22 protein-coding genes are annotated in these 23734 nt (G+C 37.5%); 17 read left to right on the top strand and 5 right to left on the bottom strand.

What is annotated here, in order from left to right; translation table 11 throughout:
- Positions 1–105: 105 nt before the first annotated feature.
- The 8 genes from CWD90_RS15850 (at position 106) to CWD90_RS15815 (ending at position 8505) form a co-directional block, all read left to right on the top strand.
- On the top strand, positions 106–1146 hold the full coding sequence (locus CWD90_RS15850) for a glutaminyl-peptide cyclotransferase (protein WP_103477055.1): 1041 nt from the start codon (positions 106–108) through the stop codon (positions 1144–1146).
- Positions 1147–1148: 2 nt separating this feature from the next.
- The gene (locus tag CWD90_RS15845) at positions 1149–1547 is read left to right on the top strand and encodes an acyl-CoA thioesterase (protein ID WP_103477054.1); all 399 of its coding nucleotides are present in this window, start codon (positions 1149–1151) and stop codon (positions 1545–1547) included.
- A gap of 113 nt (positions 1548–1660) precedes the next feature.
- On the top strand, positions 1661–3088 hold the full coding sequence (locus CWD90_RS15840) for a hypothetical protein (protein ID WP_317045731.1): 1428 nt from the start codon (positions 1661–1663) through the stop codon (positions 3086–3088).
- A 146-nt stretch (positions 3089–3234) separates the two neighbouring features.
- A complete protein-coding gene (locus CWD90_RS15835; protein WP_103477052.1) occupies positions 3235–3966 on the top strand; it encodes a LytR/AlgR family response regulator transcription factor in 732 nt (243 codons plus the stop codon).
- A 134-nt stretch (positions 3967–4100) separates the two neighbouring features.
- Positions 4101–4709 carry a hypothetical protein gene (locus CWD90_RS15830; RefSeq protein WP_103477051.1) on the top strand — a complete coding sequence of 203 codons (609 nt, stop codon included), beginning with the start codon at positions 4101–4103 and terminating at the stop codon, positions 4707–4709.
- A gap of 105 nt (positions 4710–4814) precedes the next feature.
- Positions 4815–6887 (top strand): tetratricopeptide repeat-containing sensor histidine kinase, encoded by a 2073-nt coding sequence (locus CWD90_RS15825; RefSeq protein WP_103477050.1) that lies wholly within the window; start codon positions 4815–4817, stop codon positions 6885–6887.
- A 22-nt stretch (positions 6888–6909) separates the two neighbouring features.
- A complete protein-coding gene (locus CWD90_RS15820; RefSeq protein WP_103477049.1) occupies positions 6910–7578 on the top strand; it encodes a response regulator in 669 nt (222 codons plus the stop codon).
- Positions 7579–7833: 255 nt separating this feature from the next.
- Positions 7834–8505, top strand: a complete 672-nt coding sequence (locus CWD90_RS15815; RefSeq protein ID WP_103477048.1) for a hypothetical protein — start codon at positions 7834–7836, stop codon at positions 8503–8505.
- Positions 8506–8603: 98 nt separating this feature from the next.
- On the opposite strand, the gene glyA is transcribed toward CWD90_RS15815, so the two are convergent.
- A complete protein-coding gene (glyA, locus tag CWD90_RS15810; RefSeq protein ID WP_103477047.1) occupies positions 8604–9878 on the bottom strand; it encodes a serine hydroxymethyltransferase in 1275 nt (424 codons plus the stop codon).
- Positions 9879–9989: 111 nt separating this feature from the next.
- On the opposite strand from glyA, the gene fahA reads away from it, so the two are divergent.
- A complete protein-coding gene (fahA, locus tag CWD90_RS15805) occupies positions 9990–11279 on the top strand; it encodes a fumarylacetoacetase (protein WP_103477046.1) in 1290 nt (429 codons plus the stop codon).
- A gap of 113 nt (positions 11280–11392) precedes the next feature.
- Entirely contained in the window at positions 11393–12580 is a 1188-nt protein-coding gene (locus CWD90_RS15800; protein WP_103477045.1) for a hypothetical protein, read from the top strand.
- A gap of 79 nt (positions 12581–12659) precedes the next feature.
- On the opposite strand, the gene ytxJ is transcribed toward CWD90_RS15800, so the two are convergent.
- Entirely contained in the window at positions 12660–13055 is a 396-nt protein-coding gene (gene ytxJ / locus CWD90_RS15795) for a bacillithiol system redox-active protein YtxJ (RefSeq protein ID WP_103477044.1), read from the bottom strand.
- A 166-nt stretch (positions 13056–13221) separates the two neighbouring features.
- Between ytxJ and clpB the strand changes: the two genes are divergently transcribed.
- Entirely contained in the window at positions 13222–15822 is a 2601-nt protein-coding gene (gene clpB / locus CWD90_RS15790) for an ATP-dependent chaperone ClpB (protein WP_103477043.1), read from the top strand.
- 112 nt (positions 15823–15934) lie between these two features.
- Positions 15935–16531, top strand: a complete 597-nt coding sequence (locus CWD90_RS15785) for a TetR/AcrR family transcriptional regulator (RefSeq protein ID WP_103477042.1) — start codon at positions 15935–15937, stop codon at positions 16529–16531.
- A 7-nt stretch (positions 16532–16538) separates the two neighbouring features.
- On the opposite strand, the gene CWD90_RS15780 is transcribed toward CWD90_RS15785, so the two are convergent.
- Positions 16539–18146: a PorP/SprF family type IX secretion system membrane protein gene (locus tag CWD90_RS15780; protein WP_103477041.1), complete on the bottom strand. Its 1608-nt coding sequence runs from the start codon at positions 18144–18146 to the stop codon at positions 16539–16541.
- Positions 18147–18242: 96 nt separating this feature from the next.
- Between CWD90_RS15780 and CWD90_RS15775 the strand changes: the two genes are divergently transcribed.
- Positions 18243–18773, top strand: coding sequence for a SixA phosphatase family protein (locus CWD90_RS15775; protein ID WP_103477040.1), 531 nt, complete (start codon positions 18243–18245; stop codon positions 18771–18773).
- On the opposite strand, the gene CWD90_RS15770 is transcribed toward CWD90_RS15775, so the two are convergent.
- Entirely contained in the window at positions 18770–19516 is a 747-nt protein-coding gene (locus tag CWD90_RS15770) for a DUF6503 family protein (RefSeq protein WP_103477039.1), read from the bottom strand. The two genes, CWD90_RS15775 and CWD90_RS15770, sit on opposite strands and share 4 nt — an antisense overlap.
- A gap of 136 nt (positions 19517–19652) precedes the next feature.
- Between CWD90_RS15770 and smpB the strand changes: the two genes are divergently transcribed.
- On the top strand, positions 19653–20114 hold the full coding sequence (gene smpB / locus CWD90_RS15765; RefSeq protein WP_103477082.1) for an SsrA-binding protein SmpB: 462 nt from the start codon (positions 19653–19655) through the stop codon (positions 20112–20114).
- An 8-nt stretch (positions 20115–20122) separates the two neighbouring features.
- Here the strand turns inward: smpB and CWD90_RS15760 are convergent, their stop codons facing one another.
- Complete coding sequence (locus CWD90_RS15760; protein WP_103477038.1) at positions 20123–20764, bottom strand: protein-L-isoaspartate(D-aspartate) O-methyltransferase; 642 nt, start codon at positions 20762–20764, stop codon at positions 20123–20125.
- A 268-nt stretch (positions 20765–21032) separates the two neighbouring features.
- Between CWD90_RS15760 and CWD90_RS15755 the strand changes: the two genes are divergently transcribed.
- The 3 genes from CWD90_RS15755 (at position 21033) to CWD90_RS15745 (ending at position 23697) form a co-directional block, all read left to right on the top strand.
- Positions 21033–22001 (top strand): Gfo/Idh/MocA family protein, encoded by a 969-nt coding sequence (locus CWD90_RS15755; protein ID WP_103477037.1) that lies wholly within the window; start codon positions 21033–21035, stop codon positions 21999–22001.
- A gap of 70 nt (positions 22002–22071) precedes the next feature.
- Positions 22072–22959 carry a 3-hydroxyacyl-CoA dehydrogenase family protein gene (locus CWD90_RS15750; RefSeq protein ID WP_103477036.1) on the top strand — a complete coding sequence of 296 codons (888 nt, stop codon included), beginning with the start codon at positions 22072–22074 and terminating at the stop codon, positions 22957–22959.
- Positions 22960–23043: 84 nt separating this feature from the next.
- On the top strand, positions 23044–23697 hold the full coding sequence (locus CWD90_RS15745; protein ID WP_103477035.1) for a YggS family pyridoxal phosphate-dependent enzyme: 654 nt from the start codon (positions 23044–23046) through the stop codon (positions 23695–23697).
- Positions 23698–23734: the final 37 nt, after the last annotated feature.

Below are 23734 nucleotides of genomic sequence, written 5' to 3'. Positions count from 1 at the left end.
CAAGTTGATTTTAAGACAACTATAACAGATACAAAGGAAATAGTTGTGCAAAACAAGTACTTTACCCACTATATTTATATAATAAATTATACCTGCAATACGAAAATGAACATCTTTAAACTAAATTTAATATTCTTAATCCCACTTTTCTTTTTGGCCTGTGATGGCACTACCAACCCTTCAAAGCTCTTTGAAATTCAATTGGAAGGAAACCTAACTGAATTTCAGAAAAATCAGGTCGTAGGTATTTCCGTCAAGAATCTAAAGAATAAAGAAATTGAACAGATTACGTATACTTTGGACAATAAGAAAATTGTCCCCAAAAACGATAAAATTACACTTGATCAAACAGAACTGGGAGCTAAAACATTGACCGCCAATATTAGTTTCGATGGGGTAACGGTTGAAGTGTCTAAAGGGATTAAATTATTGGCAGAACATGCCCCCGAGATTTACACTTATGAAATCCTCAACGAATATCCACATGACAAAGAGGCTTATACCCAAGGCTTGGAATTCCATAACGATACACTATATGAAAGCACCGGCAAAAAAGGGAAGTCCTCTTTGAGACAGGTAGATTATAGAACGGGTGAAATCTTAAAAAGAATAGACTTGGACAATACCTATTTTGGTGAAGGTATAACCATCTTAAATGATAAAATTTATCAACTCTCCTGGCAAAGTGGAGTTGGATTTATTTACGACCTTAAAGATTTTAAGAAAATAGACAGTTTTAAATACAACAAAAGTAAGGAAGGATGGGGCCTGTGCAATGATGGTAGTAAAATATTCAAGAGCGATGGTACAGAAAAAATATGGTTTTTAAATCCGACAACCTTGGCCGAAGAGGGGCATTTTGAAACAGTGACCAATACCTCAATTTTCAATAGGGCCAATGAACTGGAATATGTAAACGGAAAAATATATGCCAACGTCTATCAAAAGGAAAGTATGATGATCATTGATGCTAAAAGTGGCGCGATCGAAGGAGTAATAAATTTTGGCGGCCTAAAGGAAAAAGTAACCCAACATCAAAATCTCGATGTACTTAATGGTGTGGCCTACCATCCACAAAGAAAGACTTTCTTCGTTACAGGAAAAAACTGGGATAAATTGTTTGAGGTAAACATCCTTAAAAAATAGCAATGGGAATTTTTGAAAAAACCATAAAGGTGGTAGAAGATGATCTGGACGACCTTAAACATGTAAACAATGTACGTTATGTACAATGGATGCAAGATATAGCAAAGGAACATTGGTTAACTAAGGCACCTAAAGACTTGATCAATAGTACGGTTTGGGTGGTCTTAACCCATCATATTACCTACAAAAGTTCCGCCAAGTTGGATGATATTATTTTAATGAAAACCTATATCGATAAGACCAAAGGCCCTGTAAGTGTAAGGGTTGTAGAAATGTACAACAAAGAAAGCAATCAATTACTTGTTAGGTCCAAGACAGAATGGTGCTTATTGAACTCCGAAACTTTTAAACCCATGCGTATTTCCCCGGAAATTGAGAGTATTTTTATTAGCCAAACCTAATATATTGAATCGGTTCTGTGTATAAAACATTTTATATATTTCCCATCCTCCTTCTACTCCTCATGATTTTCTCCTGCAGGGTAGACTTCGATTTTTCAAAAAGCAATGGCTCCTTGGAATTTTCGAAGGATACCGTTTTTCTGGATACCATTTTCAGCAATATAGGAAGCAGCACCTACACCCTAAAAGTATATAACCGAAGTTCCGACGATATAAGCATTCCGAGTATTGGGCTAAAAAATGGAGGCAACAGCAAGTATCGTTTAAATGTGGATGGGGAAGCGGGACAGCAATTTAAGGACGTCCCTTTATTTGCCAAGGATAGCCTATACATATTTGTAGAGACCTCCTTTGATATTGGCAATTCGGGGGCCATGGAATTTTTGTACACAGATGCTATACAATTTGATATAGAAAACCACTTGCAAGAAGTGCAATTAGTGACCTTGGTAAAAGATGCCATATTTTATTTCCCACAAAGATTGGTAAACGGACAACGTGAAACACTTGTCCTTGATGTAAATGAAACAGGGGAAGACATTGTGGTCGAGGGTTTTGAACTAAAAGAGGATCAGCTGATACTTACTAATGACAAACCCTATGTCATCTACGGATACGCCTCGGTACCCGAAGGTAAGACCTTGACAATTGAAGAAGGTGCGCGAGTGCACTTTCACAAGGATTCCGGGATATTGGTAAAAGAAAATGCCAACATAATTATTAATGGTAGGCTAAGCGAGAATAAGGATTCGTTGGAAAATGAAGTTATTTTTGAGGGCAGCCGTTTAGAACCTTCCTATTCCGACACCCCTGGGCAATGGGGGGCTATTTGGATATCTAAAGGAAGTATAAATAACAAAATAGAATTCCTGACTATTAAAAATGCTACTGTTGGTATTCTCGTCCAGGGAGATAATGCCCTTGAGGAAACCACATTGACCATAAGTAATTCTCAAATATACAATAGTAGCAATATTAACTTATGGGCAAAAACAGCAATAATACGGAGTGAAAATTTGGTCCTGGGAGGTGCTGGAAATATATCCCTATATTGTAATCAGGGAGGCAACTACAGCTTTATTCATGCTACCATTGCCAATTATTGGAAATATGGGTTTCGTTCCGGTACAGCGTTACAAGTGGACAATTTTTCCAAGATTGACGGCAAATCCTATAACTTGACCAAAGCTGACTTTATAAATTGTATCGTTTATGGAAGTAATTCCAATGAACTGAATTTAAGCAAGGCCACCGATAAGGAATTTAATTTTCACTTTTTAAACTGCCTAATAAAGTATACCAATAATTCAGAAAATAGTTTATACGATTTTAGCAATGCTTCCCAATATGAAAATGTACTACTAAATCTGGAACCACTCTTTATCTCCCCCGCCAATAACACGTTTATGATCCCAGAAAACTCTAGCGTAATTGGAGCAGGAAATCTGGATGCAGCAAAGTTAGTCCCCTTGGATATTTTAGGTACAGACAGGACAATAAATCCCGCTATTGGTTCATACGAAGTATTTTACGTGAATTAAAATACTATTTCTCTTTAATTTTTGAAAGAAAATTCCTCCTAATTTTGTATATTTTGCCATTAAAATGAAAACCCTAGTTTTTCTAAGGTTGAAACACCTTCATGTGCTACCAACTATTACTAATTTGCCTTAAAATCATGTAAAATATGGAATATTCCTATACCATTTTGGATTCCGATGCCCAATCCAATTTACAGCTACAACACTATATGGAAGAATATAGCGAGTTCTATTGCGCGGGTATAGTTACCAACAGCATAGATGGTTTAAATAATATACTTAAGAAATCTCCGGATGTTGTTTTTATTCATTTAAATGAAAAGGCTCATGACTATTTTCATATGATAATGGAAATGCACCAATATATAAAGGAAATTCCTTTATTTATAGGGATTTCAAAAAGCAAGCAATTCGCTTTTGAAGCATTAAAATGTCATTTTTTCGATTACTGGTTATTACCATATAACGAATTCGACATAAGAAAGACCCTTCTACGATTAAAATTAAAAACACCAAAGGAACAAGAACCCAAGACACTATTACTGCAATCCTATAAAGACTACCGCTATATAAATACACAAGAAATCATGTATTTACAGGCCGATAATAATGCTACCGACTTTTTTATGAAGGACGGAAGTACGATAAGCGCTTTTAAAACGTTAAAGACGTTCGAGAACAACTTGCCAGCAAATTTTGTAAGGGTTCACCAGAGTTACATTATCAATATTAACTTTGTTTCCAGAATCAACTATGGAAAAGGCTTATGCACTTTAAAGCATGGAAAACTACAGTTGCCTTTTTCCAAATCTTATAAAAGCAATATAGATAACCTAAAGCAGGTTCTAGCCAAAAATACCATTTCCGCACTTAATTAATCGAATTCTTACAAAAACCGTACGTTCACTAATAGAACTCGGACACACACTAAAGATAATTCTTACATAATTTTTTCATGGGTCATCGGTATTAATTTAGCAATACATTATTAACCCTCGAAAACCATTTAAAAATGAAAAAATTATTATCTATTTTTGCAGTTGTACTGCTAAGTATGGGCTTATTTGCTATGGGAACCGAAAAAATGTTTCCAGCTGTAGACAATGCCATTGCCACCGATGGTGACAATATTCCAAAAGAAAGAAGGGATCCTCCTCCGGTAATGTCCGATTTCCAAAACAATGACAATGCCATTGCTACCGATGGTGACAATATTCCAAAAGAAAGAAGAGATGCCCCTCCGGTAACGAACGATTTCCAGTACAATGACAATGCCGTTGCTACCGATGGTGACAACATCCCTAAGGAAAGAAGAGATCCTCCTCCAGTGATGAACGATTTCCAGTACAATGACAATGCCGTTGCTACCGATGGTGACAACATCCCTAAGGAAAGAAGAGATCCTCCTCCGGTGATGAACGATTTCCAGTACAATGACAATGCCGTTGCTACCGATGGTGATAACATCCCTAAGGAAAGAAGAGATCCTCCTCCGGTGATGAACGATTTCCAGTACAATGACAATGCCGTTGCTACCGATGGTGATAACATTCCAAAGGAAAGAAGAGATCCTCCTCCAGTGATGTCGGAATTACAAAAAACAAATAGTGCTATAGCTTAAGTCCATTAAACTAAATTTTTCAAGATTTGAAGTAAGCTATACTTCGTTAAAATATAAAGCCCTAAACATATTTGTTTAGGGCTTTTTCTTTATCTTTCCACCTCTATGAACAAAATTGTGTCAGGCAGATTTATCTTTTATTTGGTTCTTTTATTACAACTAATACTCATTGGTTGTAATAAAAAAAATGCTGGCACCAAACAATCTAAAGCCTTAATTCAACACGATAGTATTCAATATTGGTTTTACGAAGAAAACAGCACTTCCGAAGAAAATTATAAAAATAATCTTTTAAAGGGCTTTGATTTGGCGCTAAAGGAAGAAAACGATTCCCTGAAATCTAGGTATTTTTCAAAATTTTCCTACTACTATTCCCTATTAGGTGATTCTTTGCAATTTAGGCGCTCCAACAAAATAGCCCTTACCCTATCAAAAAAAATTGGAGACTCTAATGCCTTAGGCAATAATCATTGGGATTTGGGTTCTTTTCTGGAAGACAATGCTTTGCAAGACAGTGCATATTACCATTACTCACAAGCAGAGAAGATTTTTAGACTATCAAAGGATGACTTTGCTACCGCTCGAGTTCTGTATAGTTTAGCCAGGGTACAATCCTATATAAAGGATTATACAGCAAGTGAAGTCACCACCATAGAGGCTATTGAATTATTTAAACCTTTGGACAAATATTACCAGCTATTCTTATGTTATAATAATTTGGGTTCTGTGACCAATGCACTAAATGAATATAACAAGGCCCTAGAATACTACGACAAGGCTCTATTTTACTTAGATAAATCAAATAGAGACCAATCGAATCGCTTGAGAAACAAAGCATTTAATAATATAGGCATGGTCTTTCAGGCCAAAGGGGAAGACCAAAAGGCCATTGAAAGCTTTGAAAAGGTTATTAAGGCCGATAGTATCTATTTTAAGGATACTGAATTATATGCTCAGGCACTTTCCAATTACGCCCAAAGTAAAAGTAAGTTAGGGGACACAGTTGGCGTTTTGTCGTCATTTAAAAAAGCGTTAAAAATAAAGGATAGCATTGGAGATTCGAGGGGTTTAGCTATTACATATTTCGAATTGTCAGAATATTATTTACATCAAAAAGATACTGCCTTAGCTTTGATTAATGCTCAATTTGCCAAGAACATTTCAAAACGGACCAGCAACAATAGAAGGTTGTTAGAATCCCTGGAGCTTATGGCTAAGCTTGACCCTGCACTTTCATCCCGTTATTCACAGGAATACATAAGATTAAACGATAGTCTAATTCGCGAGGAACGAGCTACCCGAAACAAATTTACCAGGATTCGCTTTGAAACGGATGAATTTATTGAACAAAATGAATTATTGACCAGACAGCGTCAATTATGGATCGGTATTGCCGTAGCCGTACTTATTTTAGCCGCTTTAACCTTGATCACCATTGATCAACGCCGAAAAAACCAAAAATTAAGATTTGAAAAGGCCCAACAAGAGGCGAATCAAGAAATTTTTAATCTTTTATTGGCACAAAACAAAAAGGTTGAAGAAGGTAAGCAATTAGAAAAGAAACGTATATCCGAAGAATTACACGATGGTATATTGGGACAAATGTTAGGAATACGCTTAATTCTAACCGCCCTCAACAATAAAACCGATTCCGACTCCGTTTTAAAACGGAGTGACCTTTTAAAGAAATTGCAACAATTAGAGGAGGAAATTCGTACAATTTCACATGAATTAAGTAGGGCATCCGAAGAAAAAATTCATAACTTTATTGTATCTATAGAGGAATTGGTTAAAACAATTCAGGATTCTTCCAAGATGAAATGTCATTTTGAGTACGACGATAAAATAGATTGGGATGAATTAAAGGGTGATATCAAAATTAACATTTATAGAATTGTACAAGAGAGCTTACAGAATTGTATAAAACATGCCAAAGCTACAAAAGTGGACCTACTCTTTGAATCTGAAGAAGATTATGTGAAAATTGTAGTATTGGATAACGGAGTTGGTTTTGATCAGAAGAAAGGAAAAAGAGGCATTGGACTTAAAAACATAAATTCCAGATTGGATAAATTAAATGGAACCTATGATATTCAAAGTAGCATAGGAACTGGAACAAAGGTAATTGTTACCATTCCTTATGTTTTGGAAAGACAGGCGGAACCACAATCTGCATAATATATTATTAATTGCGTATAAAATGAGAACTTTAAGGATCCTAACGATAGATGATCATGAAATGATCACTACTGGTTATAAATATCTTTTGGAGGCTTCCGAATTTGAAGAGTTTCAGGTCAAAGTTGAAATTGCCAACACTTTTGAAACCGGGAAGCAAAAAATTGAAGATTCCGCCAGATCATTTAAATATGACCTTTTATTACTGGATGTACAATTAACAGAGACCCATTTAGAGGAACCTCATACCGGGGAAGACTTGGGAATATTCGCCAGAAAAGTAATTCCGGACACCAAAATTGTCTTTATGTCTTCCTTTAGCGATAACTACAGAATAAACAGTATTTTAAAAAACGTAAATCCCGATGGCTATATGGTAAAATCGGAAGTTGATGAAAAATCACTTATTGCCATGGTCAAGGGTGTAATTAACTCACCCCCATATTATAGTCAAAAGGCACTTATGGCCATAAGAAAGAAAGTATCCAATGATCTATTATTGGATGACAATGACAAGAAAATACTATATCATGTATCCATTGGCACCAGAACCAAGGATATGGTCGATTTCGTAAACCTTTCGCTGGCCGGCATCGAAAACAGGAAAAGACAGCTTAAAGTTATTTTTGGCGTGGAAAAACAAAATGATTTGGCCTTGGTACACGAAGCTAGAAACAGAGGGTTTCTATAATTGAATTTCTGACCTTTTAGCAATACAACAACCTCTTTTTAAGTAGGGGGCTCAGTAAGCCTAAAAAATATCACCAAGTACCTTTAATACCCTCGCTGGGACATCAAAAAGCATTGCTTTACCATTCATCGTCTTATTTTTCGATGAATACACCCCATTTGAATGGAAACCTTATTTTTTCTAAGGTTTTTATTGAATTAAGGACAAAGCATTAAGCTAATTTTGAAATTAGTTTTTCAATAAATTTATTTCAAGATGTCTAAGTTAGGAAACGAATTTTTTAATAATCCAAGAATTGGAGTAAAAAGCACCGACCACATTACTGGTCTTGAGCTGTTTAGAAAAAGTTTGGAAAAGAATTTTTTTGCAGAAGTTAATATTGGCAACTATGGACCTAAAGAAGAGTCGGCCAATTTGATTATAGACATCAAATGTAACCTCAGTCTGGACGAATCCTTGTTTTATTTAAACAAAATAACGCCCAACGATATGACCCACAAAAAATCTAGTCCCGAAAAGACTATTTTGTTCCTATTGGCCTATTCCGAACTTAAAAAATTGAACACTATAGACATAGACATAAGTGAGCTGACCATTTCCTTGACAGACACTACTATTCTTATCAGTAAAATTTACGAACAAAGTATCGCTGACCAAGCCGAGAATATCTTTACGGAACTTGTTAAACACAACGTTTATTATACAAAGGGCCTAAATGAGACTCCCTTTGAAATGTTTATACCTGTATTTGAGGAAGATACTTTGGAAAGTGATACCAAAATGAAGAATATTGTCTCTGACAATAATAATATAAATGATTATTTCGGATTTTGGGGCATGTATTATGACCAAACTGAAGAAGCGGCCATTTACGACCTAAATTCTAAAAAAATCATACATGGAGATATTCAAATCCTTAGTGAATAGAAGAATTGATCTATAAAAAAAGCTGTCCAAAAAGCATTAAAATCTTACTCTGGGAGCAAAACCATAATTAAACCTTATGGACAGCGATCTATAATCTCTTAGGCGTTGTACAATGCTCTTGAATTCATTAAAGCATTTACACTTTCCCTTACCTTATCAATAATCTTTTCATCTTCAGGATTCATGATTACCTGATCAATAAATTCTACAATAGTCTTCATTTGATCTTCTTTTAAACCTCTTGTGGTAATGGCTGCTGTACCAAACCGAATTCCCGAAGTAACAAAAGGTGATTTATCATCAAATGGAACCATATTCTTATTCGCCGTAATATCTGCTTTTACCAAAGCATTCTCGGCATCTTTACCTGTAATGTTCTTATTTCTAAGATCAATAAGCATCATATGGTTATCGGTACCTCCAGAGATAATATTATATCCCTTTTCAACAAAGGCACTGGCCATAGCCGCTGCATTTTTCTTGACCTGTAACATATAGTGCAAGAATTCATCTGTCAAAGCTTCTCCAAAGGCTATTGCTTTTGCCGCAATAATATGCTCTAAAGGACCTCCCTGATTACCTGGAAAAACTGCCAAATCCAATAAAGCTGACATTTTTCTTAAAGTCCCGTTCTTCAACTTCATACCAAAAGGATTATCAAAGTCCTCTCCCATTAAAATAAGACCTCCTCTTGGTCCCCGCAATGTCTTATGGGTTGTTGTAGTTACAATATGGCAATGTGGCATAGGATCGTTCAGAATTCCCTTAGCAATAAGTCCTGCAGGATGGGATATATCTGCCAATAATAGGGCGCCTACACTATCCGCAATTTCCCTAAATCTCTTAAAATCCATATCCCTGGAATAGGCAGAAGCTCCAGCGATTATAAGCTTAGGCTGTTCTTTGGTAGCTATGGCCTGTATTTTATCGTAATTTAAAACACCTGTCTCCTGGTCAACCCCATAAAATACGGGATTATACAATCTGCCTGAAAAATTTACCGGTGAACCATGGGTTAAATGACCTCCATGTGACAAATCAAATCCAAGAATAGTATCTCCAGGCTTTAAACATGCGTGATAAACTGAAGCATTGGCCTGTGAACCAGAATGTGGCTGAACATTGGCATAAGCTGCTCCAAATAGTTGCTTGGCCCTATCAATAGCCAATTGCTCTATTTCATCCACTACCTCACAACCTCCATAATAGCGTTTACCAGGATAACCTTCGGCGTATTTGTTGGTCAATACCGATCCTGCAGCCTCCATAACTTGGGGACTGGTAAAGTTCTCGGAAGCAATAAGTTCAATTCCATTAATTTGGCGTTCCTTTTCCGCCTCAATTAGTTCAAAAATTTGATTGTCGCGTTGCATACTGTAATATTCTATTAAATAATGCGCAAAAATACAAATTGCAGAGCGTTAATTGGAAGAAAATAATATATTTGATAAGATATTTATTAAACACAAGTTAACAATTCGAAGATGCCACTAAAAACTAATCATCCAGAAAAAAAAACATGGTTACCTGTACCGGTCGATTCTGATTTTCCAATTCAGAATATTCCTTTTGGAGTTTTCTTGACTAGGGATGACATTATCACCATAGGTTCCAGGATTGGTGATTACGCTATAGATTTGGGAGCATTGCATCAATTGGGGTATTTTAAGGATATCCCCTTGACAGATGACATATTTTTACAAGACACCCTCAACGATTTTATATCCGACGGTAAAAAGACGTGGCGTTTGGTAAGAAACCGAATCAGTGAGATTTTCGATATTAATAACAACGAATTAAAGAACAACGAAAATCATAAGAATATTGTTCTTTTTACGATGGATGAAATAGAAATGCAGCTTCCGGTCCAAATTGGAGACTACACAGATTTTTACTCCAGTAAAGAACACGCCACTAATGTTGGCAAAATGTTCAGGGACCCAGAAAATGCACTTCTTCCCAATTGGCTGCACATACCAGTAGGATATCATGGAAGAAGCTCTTCTATTGTACCAAGTGGCACATCTGTAAGAAGACCAATGGGACAAACCCTTCCCACAGGGGCGGACCAACCCATTTTTGGTCCTTCTAAACTAGTGGATTTTGAATTGGAAATGGCTTTTATCACTACGGATGCTAACGTTTTGGGAGAACCTATTCCAGTGGAGGAGGCAGAGAATTACATTTTTGGAATGGTACTTTTTAATGATTGGAGTGCTAGGGATATCCAAAAATGGGAGTATGTACCACTTGGCCCTTTCTTAGCCAAAAATTTTGCATCATCCATCTCTCCTTGGATAGTAACCTTGGATGCCCTTGAACCATTTAGAGTGGGAAGTCCAGTACAAACGCCTAAACCCCTACCCTATTTACAGCAAACAGGAAAAAAAGGGTTCGATATTAATTTAGAGGTTTCCATTAAGCCAGAGAAGGCCAAGGCCACCACTGTAACCCGGTCCAACTTTAAGTATATGTATTGGACTATGGCCCAACAACTGGCCCACCACACCATAAATGGGTGCAACGTAAATAGTGGCGATATGATGGGCAGTGGGACCATTTCTGGCCCAACCCCTGATACATATGGTTCCATGTTGGAACTAACTTGGCGTGGAGAAAAGCCTTTGACCTTGGAAGATGGATCAACTAGAAAGTTCATTGAGGATTATGACACAGTGTCCATAACCGGATATTGCCAAAAGGATAATGTGCGAATTGGTTTTGGGGAAGTTACTACCAAATTACTACCTGTTTTTCAGCAAAAGAAGAAATAAGATCCCAAAAAATACCCGCTATTTGTACGATACTGAATAGTTTCCCGTTTGTGTATAGAACTATTTTGGCATAGCTATTGAACTATGTCCATAATATTTTTAAACCAAACATTATGAAACAATCATTACTCACCTCATTAATGCTGTTCATTTTAATCTCTTGTGGAGGGGTTAAAAAAACACAGGAAGCCCTAAATACGGGTAATTATGGCAATGCCATTAATACAGCATTGAAAAACATTGCAGAAAATAAGACAAAGAAGTCCAATCAACCTTACATTCAGTTGTTGGAGGAAGCTTTTAAGAAAAATACCGAACGTGAGCTTCAAGAGATTGCATTCTTGAAAAAGGATAACAATCCGGCAAACCATGAGGTAATCTTTAATCGTTATCAGAACCTAAAATCAATTCAGGAGCGCATAAAACCTTTAATGCCTTTAAATTTGCAGGATGATAATAGGGACGCTAGATTTGCCTTTAAGAATTATGACGAGGAAATACTAAAGTCGAAACGGCAATTGTCCGACTATCTGTACAACAACGCCACTGCCCTCTTAAACACTGGCAACTACAAAGAAGATTTTAGAAAAGCTTTTGACCAATTTACCTATTTAAACGAGCTAAGTCCCAATTACAAGGATACCGGGCTTAAATTGGAAGAAGCCCATAACAAAGGCATGGATTATGTACAAGTAGTCATGATCAACGATTCGGAACAAATAGTCCCTAATCGTCTGGAACAGGAATTATTAAATTTCAACACCTACGGGTTAAACGATCTTTGGACAGTTTATCACACCAATGCTTTGGAAAATATTAAATATGACTATGAGCTGCAAGTGGCTTTCAGGGATATAAACATAAGTCCGGAACAAGTTACCGAAAAACAAATCTCCAAAGAAAAGCAGATCAAGGATGGTTACAAATATGCCACAAACCCTCAAGGAGAGGTTTTAAAGGACAGTTTGGGTAACAAAATAAAGGTGGACAAATTTAAAACCGTAAAATGTAACTTTTATCAATTTACCCAGCAGAAGTCGGTTGAAGTAGTCGGAAATGTAAGCTTTTTGGATTTACAAAATCAACAACAAATTAATTCTTATCCCTTGGCCAGCCAATTTATCTTTAACCACGTTTATGCCAAACACAATGGTGACACAAATGCCCTGGAAGAAGATCTAGTGCCTTTGCTGCAACTTACTGCGGTTCCGTTCCCTAGTAATGAACAAATGGTTTATGATGCCGGAGAAGATTTAAAAGCCAAATTAAAAGGAATTGTCACTAGACATAGATTTAATTAAAGTAAAATAAGTCTTACTTATTTTTTTAGCCCCAAAATGAAAAATGCATCTGGTTTTAAAGAAAGATAACTCTTTAAAACTAGATGTATTTTTTTAAATCCAATTGGGTAATAGCCCCGTGGGATTCATGCGCAACTACATCTCCGTTTACAATTACAAGCAACTGAGGCGACTCATGTCTGACACCAAAGGTATTGCTAGCTTCATTTGAAACCGAGCGGAAATTATGCAGGTCCAGATAATGAAGATCTAAACTATCGGTAGGTATATCATAACCTTCATTAAACCTGTTCATAACCATACTACTAATTCCGCAGGTCGTAGAATGCTTGAAAATTGCCTGAGGCTTATCCTTGGATTTTTCCTTTATTTCCCCTAGCTGCTCAACAGACACTAATGGAATCCACGGAGCCACCTTGGCCTTCCTTTTTTCTTTATTATTATCTTTCCCAAAAAGCGTCTTAAGAATTCCCATTTCGTAATTTTAATATTAAGTCGTACAAGGCCTCAAAAATTACAAGCTGCCTAATTGTCGCTCATTTTTCACGATTAAGCGACATTTTGTCCTGTAGAACACAGTGGTAAGGTTGTTGCCTTTAACAACTTACAAAAGTAAACAATAACCTAAAAAAAACAACTATATGAATTTTAATAACTTCACTATAAAATCACAGGAGGCCATACAGCATGCGCAACAAATAGCGCAAGGTTTAGGCCACCAACAAATTGAGAACGAACATATTTTTAAGGCCATTTCCGAGGTTGAGGAAAATGTGCTCCCATTTATTCTCAAAAAACTGAATGTCAATACCACCTTATTAAATCAAATCTTAGAAAAGGAACTGGAAAGCTTCCCTAAAGTTTCAGGTGGAGAAATTATGCTTTCCCGGGAAGCCAATAAAACCTTGACCGAGGCTAGTATTATCGCAAAAAAAATGGAAGATGAATATGTTTCCATAGAACATTTGTTATTGGCTATTTTCAAATCCAAAAGCAAAATAGCCCAAATCCTAAAAGACCAAGGGGTTACGGAGAAGGATTTTAAGGCTACCATTTCCGAATTGAGAAAGGGAGGGAAAGTCACCTCACAAAGCGCAGAGGACACTTACAATTCCTTGAATAAATATGCCCGTAATCTTAATGAACTTGCAGATAGTGGTAAACTGGATCCAGTAATTGGAAGGGACGAGGAAATAAGACGGGTGTTGCAAATTCTTTCTAGGAGAACCAAAAACAACCCTATGCTAGTAGGTGAGCCGGGAGTAGGTAAAACTGCTATTGCCGAAGGTTTGGCCCATAGAATAGTACAAGGGGATATCCCCGAAAATTTAAAGGATAAAATAATTTTTTCATTGGATATGGGCGCACTAATTGCTGGTGCTAAATACAAAGGGGAATTTGAGGAACGTTTGAAAGCTGTTATCAAGGAAGTAACCTCTTCCGATGGAAACATTGTGCTTTTTATAGATGAAATCCACACTCTCGTTGGCGCAGGCGGGGGCCAAGGTGCCATGGATGCAGCCAATATACTAAAGCCAGCCTTGGCCCGTGGAGAGCTGCGTGCCATTGGAGCCACTACCTTGGACGAGTATCAAAAGTATTTTGAGAAAGACAAGGCCCTGGAACGAAGGTTTCAAAAGATCATAGTAGATGAACCGGATACCGAAAGTGCAATATCCATTCTTAGGGGGATAAAAGAAAAATATGAGGCGCACCACAAGGTGAGAATTAAGGATGAAGCTGTAATTGCTGCAGTAGAATTATCGCAACGCTACATTACCAATAGATTTTTGCCGGATAAGGCTATTGACCTTATTGACGAGGCAGCTTCCAAGTTAAGAATGGAAATCAACTCCAAGCCCGAGGAACTCGATGTTTTAGATCGCAAAATAATGCAGTTGGAGATTGAAATAGAAGCTATAAAGCGAGAGAACGACACCTCAAAATTAAAAGCTTTAAACATAGATTTGGCCAATATAAAGGAGGAACGCAATGAAATATTTGCTAAATGGGAAAGCGAAAAGACCGTTGTAGACGACGTCCAAAAAACAAAGAACGATATTGAGAACTTTAAGGTGGAAGCCGAAAGAGCGGAACGAAATGGGGATTATGGAAAGGTTGCAGAAATCCGGTACGGAAAAATAAAAGAAGCCCAAGAGCGGTTGGAAAAACTCGAAACCGAACTGGAACAACAACAGCTTGGGGAGACTCTTATTAAAGAGGAGGTAACTAGCGAAGATATAGCCGAAGTGGTGGCCAAATGGACAGGAATCCCTGTTACAAAAATGCTCCAAAGCGAACGTGAAAAACTGTTGCAGTTGGAAGACGTGCTCCACAAAAGAGTGGTTGGACAGGAAGAAGCAATACAAGCGGTTTCCGATGCCATACGAAGAAGTAGGGCCGGATTACAGGATAGCAAAAGACCCATTGGCTCCTTCTTATTTTTAGGAACAACCGGGGTAGGAAAAACAGAATTGGCCAAAACATTGGCCGCCTATCTTTTTGACGACGAAAATGCCATGACGCGAATTGATATGAGTGAATATCAAGAGCGACATGCTGTGAGTAGATTGGTAGGGGCACCTCCAGGATATGTTGGTTATGACGAAGGAGGGCAATTGACCGAAGCAGTGCGAAGAAGACCCTATTCCGTAGTATTACTGGATGAAATTGAAAAAGCCCATCCAGATACCTTTAACGTCTTGTTGCAAGTGCTGGACGAAGGTAGATTAACGGACAACAAAGGCCGGGTGGCAGACTTCAAGAATACCATAATAATAATGACCAGTAATATGGGAAGCCATATTATACAGGAAAAGTTTGAAGACAACAAAGACATCTATAGCGCCACAGAAGCCGCAAGGGTAGAAGTGCTTGGGCTATTGCGAAAAACGATACGACCAGAGTTTCTAAACCGTATAGACGACATTATCATGTTTACCCCTTTAAATAAAAAAGATATCAGCAAGATAGTAGTCCTACAATTAGATCTGCTTAAAAAATTGGTTGCCAAGCAGAATATAACAATTGATGCAACGGATGAGGCCATTGCATATTTGGCCAATAAAGGATACGACCCACAATATGGTGCACGTCCCATAAAAAGGGTAATTCAGAAAGAAGTATTGAACAATATTTCCAAAGAATTATTAAGTGGCAATATTCAACCAGGTGGGCTTATCCTCATAGACTCCTTTGACGACCAGTTGGTATTTAGAAATGAGAACGAATTAGCAAAATAAATTATCATTGTCAATACTTGGGCATCCAATACATAATTGGATGCCTTTTTTTTATTAACAATAAATACCATGCAGTATAATATTTTTTATATTAGCATAAAACTGTAAGGAGATGTCTACAAAAGCTGAAAGAACCACCGCCTATATCATAGAAACCGTTGCGCCTATTTTTAACAAGCTCGGTTATGTAGGAACAAGTATGAGTGATCTTACAGAGGCTACTGGACTTACCAAAGGAGCCATATACGGAAACTTTGAAAATAAAGATTCCTTGGCGCTTGCCGCATTTGAATACAATAGTAAAAAACTCCTAACTGAAATTGATGAAAAATTAAATTCAAATGGAACATCACTTGAGAAACTTTTTGTCCTTACCAATTTTTATCGGCACTATGACACCTTTGTAGAAGATTTGGGGGGCTGCCCAATTTTAAATGTTGGTATTGATGCTAATCACAATAACAAACAGTTGTTGGCCGCCACAAGAGAAATTATAAAAACTATTGAAGGAAAAATTGCCTTGGTCCTGGAAAATGGATCCAACAACAATGAACTAAAGTTACCCGTTACCCCTCTTCAATTTTCCAAACAACTTTTTACCATGATACAAGGCGCAGTTTCCATGGCCACTATTACAGGCGATAGAAAATACTTACTGAACACTATAGCCTACTTGGACCAATTAATTGTCCACGAAATCAAGAAGTAGTTTAGTGCTACTCCGCGATAATCCTAAGAATCCACGTTTTTTCTGAATATTTGCCACCGAAGTTATTATCCCGTGCCGCTTCGGCATCGCTCAAAGTATCAAACCTTTCCAAATACACATAGTCCCATTTGGTCTTGGCTAAGTAGAAAAACTTGGCATCAATCCCTTTCTTCTTGAGATTTTGAATAAATATGTCACGATACCTACTGGTTCCATATACATTGCCAATTAGATAAAATCCGGCCTTGTGCCCTTCCAATTTATCTACCTCCTCATAATGGCCTTGAGTCACGGACTTACCAGCCTTCTTCCTAGCTGCAATCCTATCCAAATCTTCCTGAATTTTATTTGCTAGTGCCAGTTCCATACCCTTTATCGAGTCCAATCTTTGCTGTTCCTTCAATTGAATAGCCTTAGCCAAAGCTTCGGCCTCCTGCTTCTCCTTCAAACTTTTTGCATCGGCCAATTCTTGGGCCAGCCTCAATTCTTCAGCAAGAGCTTTCTTTTTCTTACCTCTTACCCTTTTCTGTTTTTTAGGTTTTTTATCGGCATTTTTCTCAGCCAAAGCCTCTGCTTTTGTAAGCTCCTCCTTCATTTTCAACTCCTCTTCTTCCTGGACTGCTTCTTTCAATTCATTTTCATTCTCCTGTTTTACCAGCTCCATCTGTTCTTCTTCCTCCTCAAAACCTACTACCTTTTTACGGGCATCGGGACTACCGAAAGTGTATCCTGCGATTATTTCAAAACTCGGATCCTGATCCTTAATATCAGCATCCAGACCATATTCCATTAGGACACCCAACGACAAATGCTTAAAGAACCTACCTCCCAATCCACCAGATAGCCCATAAAAACTATTATAGCCCCCTTGCACCCAAAATATATTGGACGACAATAATGCGTTTAACCCAACCTGGGTATCGCCATAAGGAACCGACTTCACATACAACAAAGGCTGTAAGTAGGCATTATCTGCTCCATCAAAAAGTGTTAACGGAAGGCGATAGTCCACCATACCCATATAGATTTTTTCATCGGATTCTGAAAAACTCTTATTGGTAGAAAAATTATAATCAAAAAGATTTTCTGCCGTAAAACCTACACCAAATCCGTCTACGGAAAATCGTACACCAGGTGCAAATTGCATAATAAAGGCATTGGACACCTGCAATTGAGGAATTAAAATATCAGGATCTGGACTATAACGGTCATCCGCAATTTCACTACTAAAACCAAAAACATTCAACCCTAGAGACAGTTGCATATTATTGTCGAAATTAAAGGCATATGCATAATTAAGCACTCCTCCTGTATTTAAAAACACACCCGTATTATTCTGGATAAAACCAACTCCAATAGCCGATTGATCGTTTATTTTTTTGGAATAATTTAGAAACATGGAAGTTGGATCAGCGTCAATAGTTTGCCATTGATACCTGGACCACCATGCAATGGACTGGGGATTGTTCCGGTCGAGGGAAAAAACGGGATTAAATAAACTGGAATTGAATTCATTTAAGTTATGCTGCCTTAGATCGGTCGGAAGTGCAACCTCTTGGGCATGCGAAAAAAATATCGCAAACAAAACAGCATAAATAGCATACTTTTTATCCATATACAAAAGAACAAAAAACTGCGGGCACTACATACTTTTTTAATGTAATTTTAGTTACATTACTAGAATAATCATTTACCAAAAATAGAATTGACCATGAAAAATATAAAACTGCTATTAATTCTAGCATTAACTATTGGCAACCTAGCCTGTAAAGATGAACCCAAGGTACCATTGGAAAATGCAGAAGATTATATTTCTACCTTTTATTTTATAAGACATGCCGAAAAAGACCGCAGCGACCCGGAAAATATAGATCCAGAATTGAACCAGGACGGATTGGGACGGGCAATACGTTGGGCCGAGGTTTTTGACCCCGTAGCCCTTGATGCCATTTACATCACGGATTTTGAAAGAACTGCAATGACCGCAGCCCCTACCTCCATAAAAAAAGAAATAACCCCTCAATATTATGACCCCAAAGCGATAATTTTAGAAGAATTTAAAAAAGAGAACCTAGGCAAGAACGTTCTTATTGTCGGACACAGTAATACCACCCCTGAATTTGTAAATCTTATGTTGGGGCAAGAAAAATATGAACACATGGACGATTATGATAATAGCAGTCTTTTTATTGTGCGGATTATAAATGGGAAAGCTTCCGATATTAGGTTGAAAATGGACTAATCGGCCACCACTACGGAAATATCTTCCAACGCTATTTTTGATAACAATTTCAACTCACCCCGTCCATATAGATCATCGATCCCAATTATTGAGGCATCTTGCGCTGAGGCCTCATAATTTTCGTAATCCACAAAACGGATTCCTCCTACGATACGCTCATTATAAGCCACTCTAAAACGGATTCCACCGCCATCCACATGAAATTCATACGCTAGGTAATCGGGCTTAAAAGTCTCCTTATTAAACCAATACAAATAAATATCGTCATAGTCATCCCCTCCCCCCTTTTTATCAAAGGTCACCTTTAGCTTATAATATTCTTTACCGTTCAGCGTAACTTGGCCCAGCAACTCCTTTTTAACCGCGGGATCATTTAGACCGTAGGGCAAGTGCCCAAAGTAATGGACAGAATTTACCGAATTTGCATATACATTGGCAATCGAATCTTTTAAGGGAACCAAGCTATCATTAACAAAACGCTTTAATCCACTGATGCCTTTTTCATCTACCACCTTTGTGGAATCAGTGAGTTTAATACGCTTTAAAATTCTACTCCCATCATCCCATTCCGAGGTGTAATGATAATCTCTAAATTTAAAGGAAATATCACTCGTAGTATACAACTCTCCGCCACTTACTTTGATAGACCTATCCACTATTTCTTGGGCAGAAATAGCGGTTCTTACTTTCTCCTTGCAGGAAATAATCAACAAAACCACAAACACAGGAACTACTATTCTCATCTTATTAATTTTATGGTTAATCGTAAAGATGTACCAGTCATTACAAAAAAAACAAACATGTATCCAAGCACAATGCAAAATCTATGTGTGGGCACTAATTGCCAATCGGATAATTGTTTCTATTTTTGTCAAACATATGCAGAAAAAAATAAACATAAAAAATAAAAGGGCTCGGTTTGATTATGAGTTGTTGGATACCTATACAGCAGGCATTGTATTATCGGGCACCGAAATTAAATCTATCCGGGAGAGCAAGGCTTCGATCTCTGAAAGTTTTTGTGAATTTAATGATCTGGGCGAATTATTTGTCATTAATATGCAGGTAGATGAATATTCCCATGGATCCCATTACAACCATTTGCCAAAAGCAGAGCGAAAACTCCTTTTGAATCGTGGTGAGCTTAAAAAACTGGAAAAAGAGGTAAAAAATTCGGGCCTTACCATAATCCCTTTAAACCTCTTCCTGAACGACAGGGGTTTGGCTAAAATAAATATTGCTTTGGCAAAGGGTAAAAAGTTATTTGACAAGCGCGAAACGATTAAAGACCGAGATAATAAGAAAAACCTGGACAGAATTAAAAAGAGTTTTAATAATTAGTGGATCAACTAATTTTTATCTTCCAATAAAGGGACGAATTTAAAAGACCCTAATTCCTTTTTTTCAAATTCCTTGGCCGATTTTCTTACATACAAGGTCATAATTTGCTCGTCCAAGCCCACAGGTATTACCAACCTACCACCTACCTTAAGTTGCGCCAACAAAGGATTTGGCACAAATGGTGCCCCAGCAGTTACTATGATACTATCAAAAGGCGCCTCTTCGGGCAATCCTTTATAACCGTCACCAAAAATTACTTTTTTGGGCCTGTAACCCATCTTCTTAAAAAAGAGATTTGTTTTTTTAAAGAGTTCCAATTGGCGCTCAATAGTATAAACTTTAGCCATCAGTTTTAACAATACTGCAGTTTGGTAACCACTACCCGTCCCTATTTCCAATATTTTATGGTTAGGCTTAACCTGTAAAAGTTCTGACTGAAAGGCCACAGTATAGGGCTGGGATATTGTTTGGTCCGCCCCAATTGGAAATGCTTTGTCCTGATAGGCATGGTCCTCAAAACTACTATCCAAAAATAAGTGCCTTGGTACAGCGCGAATAGCATTTAGTACGGCATTATCCAGAATTCCTTTTTCCGCAAGAATGTCTGCCAATTTGTTACGCATTCCGCGATGTTTTAATGTATCCTTCAATTGTTTGGTTTTGGTCCGTAAAGTTAAAAAAATGAAAAACTTAAAATGAAAAAATCGTTTAAATTACATGCTGCAATCTAACTCATTCTATTAAATGCGGGTAGATTTATTTTCAACTACCCAATCCAAAGCTGTATTGCCCACGCTTGTTTTATCTTTTTTAATGGTTTTAAATTATCGCACTAAAGATGGGATATAAAACCCAACTTTTATTTTTAAAGCCCTTAAACTTGCAAACTATCCTTATTTTTGAAGAAAATAAACAAATATGCTTAATGTTGGCGTCCTCGGAGCAGGACATTTAGGAAAAATTCATCTTAGATTACTCAATGAGTCCCAAAAATATAATTTAGTAGGTTTTTACGACCCGGATGTCATTAATGGCAAAAAAGTGGAAGCCGAATTCGGTTATACTTTTTTCGACAACATAAACAAATTAATAGATGCCGTTGACGTTATAGACATTGTAACCCCTACCCTTTCTCATTTCGATTGCGCCAAGAAAGCAATGGAAAAAGGGAAACATGTCTTTATTGAAAAACCCATCACCAATACATTACAAGAGGCAAATGAGTTATTGGAGTTAGAGATAAAATATAGGGTGAAAGGCCAGGTGGGCCATGTGGAAAGATTTAATCCCGCTTTTATGGCAGTAAAAGAGAACATTAACAACCCTATGTTCATTGAAACCCATAGATTGGCCGAATTTAACCCCAGGGGTACCGACGTACCTGTTGTTTTGGATTTAATGATCCATGATATCGATGCCATACTAAGTGTTGTAAAATCCGAGGTAAAACAAATTAATGCCAGCGGGGTATCCGTTATCAGTAATTCCCCGGATATTGCAAATGCCAGAATCGAATTTGAAAATGGCTGTGTTGCCAACCTAACGGCCAGTAGAATTTCCTTGAAAAACATGCGAAAGTCGCGCTTTTTCCAAAAAGATGCTTATATCGCTGTGGATTTTCTGGAGAAAAAGGTGGAAGTGGTTAAAATGAAAGATGCTCCTGAAAAACCAGGAGATTTTGATATGATCTTACAGAATGCCGAAGGTTTAAAAAAACAGATTTATTTTGAAAACCCGGATATAGCCCCAAACAATGCCATTCTGGAAGAATTGGAAACTTTTGCAGACGCTATTAACCACAATACGGTCCCTGTGGTCACCCTAGAACAGGGTACCCGCGCATTAAGGGTTGCTTTAGAAGTCATTAAATCGTTTCAAAAGAAATAAAAGATAGGATTAATGTTAAAAATGCCCAAGTAAGCTATTGGGTCTAAATTCTAGGTAAAAACATACCATAATGAAAAACATAGCAGTCATAGGAGCCGGGACAATGGGTAATGGCATTGCCCATGTATTTGCCCAAAATGGATATAAAACCAACCTCATAGACATTTCACAGGATTCCTTGGACAAAGGGTTAGCGACCATTGGCAAGAACCTGGACCGAATGGTAGCCAAGGGGCTTATCACCGAAAATGATAAGAAATCTACCTTGGAAAATATAACTGCATACACCATATTGGCGGACGGAGTTCAACAGGCAGACTTGGTAATAGAGGCCGCAACGGAAAACACTACTTTGAAGCTTAACATCTTCAAAGAACTGGACACCATCTGCGAGACAGGCACCATTTTAGCTACCAACACCTCATCCATTTCCATTACACAAATAGCCGCGGCCACCAAAAGGGCGGATAAGGTTATAGGAATGCATTTTATGAACCCTGTGCCCATTATGCAATTAGTAGAGATCATACGTGGTTACAACACTTCTGATGAGGTTACAAAAACTATTATGGCACTCTCTCTAAAACTTGGAAAAACCCCTACGGAGGTGAATGATTATCCAGGATTTGTGGCCAACCGCATATTAATGCCCATGATCAATGAAGCCATAGAAACCTTGTACAATAAAGTTGCCGGTGTTGCCGAAATAGATACCGTCATGAAATTGGGAATGGCGCACCCTATGGGTCCCTTACAACTGGCCGATTTTATTGGGTTGGATGTTTGTTTGTCTATCCTAAATGTTATGTATGACGGATTTAAAAATCCCAAATATGCGCCATGTCCTCTATTGGTAAATATGGTAACCGCAGGAAAATTAGGCATTAAATCAGGGGAAGGATTTTATGATTATTCCCAATCCAGAAAGTCTGAAAAAGTTTCAAAACAGTTTAATTAGTAGGTAATTGAAACCCTTTATTTCAATTATATATTTGATCGTTTAAAATGGCCCAAAAAAGATTAAAGTCAAAAAAATAAGTGCATGTCCATCAAAGAAAATTTAAAAAAAATCAAGGAATCCCTCCCCGTCCATGTTAAACTGGTTGCAGTTTCCAAGACCAAGCCCATAGAGGATATAATGGAAGCTTATAAGGCTGGGCAAAGGGTTTTCGGTGAAAATAAAATACAGGAAATGACTCAGAAATGGGAAGTACTGCCCAAGGATATCCAATGGCATATGATTGGCCATTTACAACGCAACAAGGTTAAATATATGGCCGAATATGTATCGTTGATCCATGGAGTGGATACCCTAAAACTCCTGAAGGAAATTAATAAACATGCCAAAAATTGCGATCGCACCATTCCCTGCCTGCTACAAATTGACATTGCCGAGGAAGAAACTAAATTTGGTTTTGACGAGAATGAATTAAATGAAATAATTACCTCTATTGATTTACTGCAACTAAGCAACATTAAGATTGCTGGATTAATGGGCATGGCAACATTTACCGATAACACACAACAAATTAGAAAAGAATTTAAGCGGCTAAAAAGTTTGTTTGACAAAGCCAAAACCAAACTCCCGGATATAACCGAGCTTTCTATGGGAATGAGTGGCGATTACGAGATAGCGATTGCCGAGGGGAGTACTATGATACGCGTTGGTAGTTTTATTTTTGGAGCCAGAAATTAGAGGGTATTGTGGCTATTTCTTTGACCACAGAATATGT

Origin of the sequence: Arenibacter catalasegens (genome assembly GCF_002909235.1) — a bacterium.
Classification (GTDB): domain Bacteria; phylum Bacteroidota; class Bacteroidia; order Flavobacteriales; family Flavobacteriaceae; genus Arenibacter; species Arenibacter catalasegens.
This window is presented reverse-complemented; position numbering and strand designations above follow the sequence as displayed.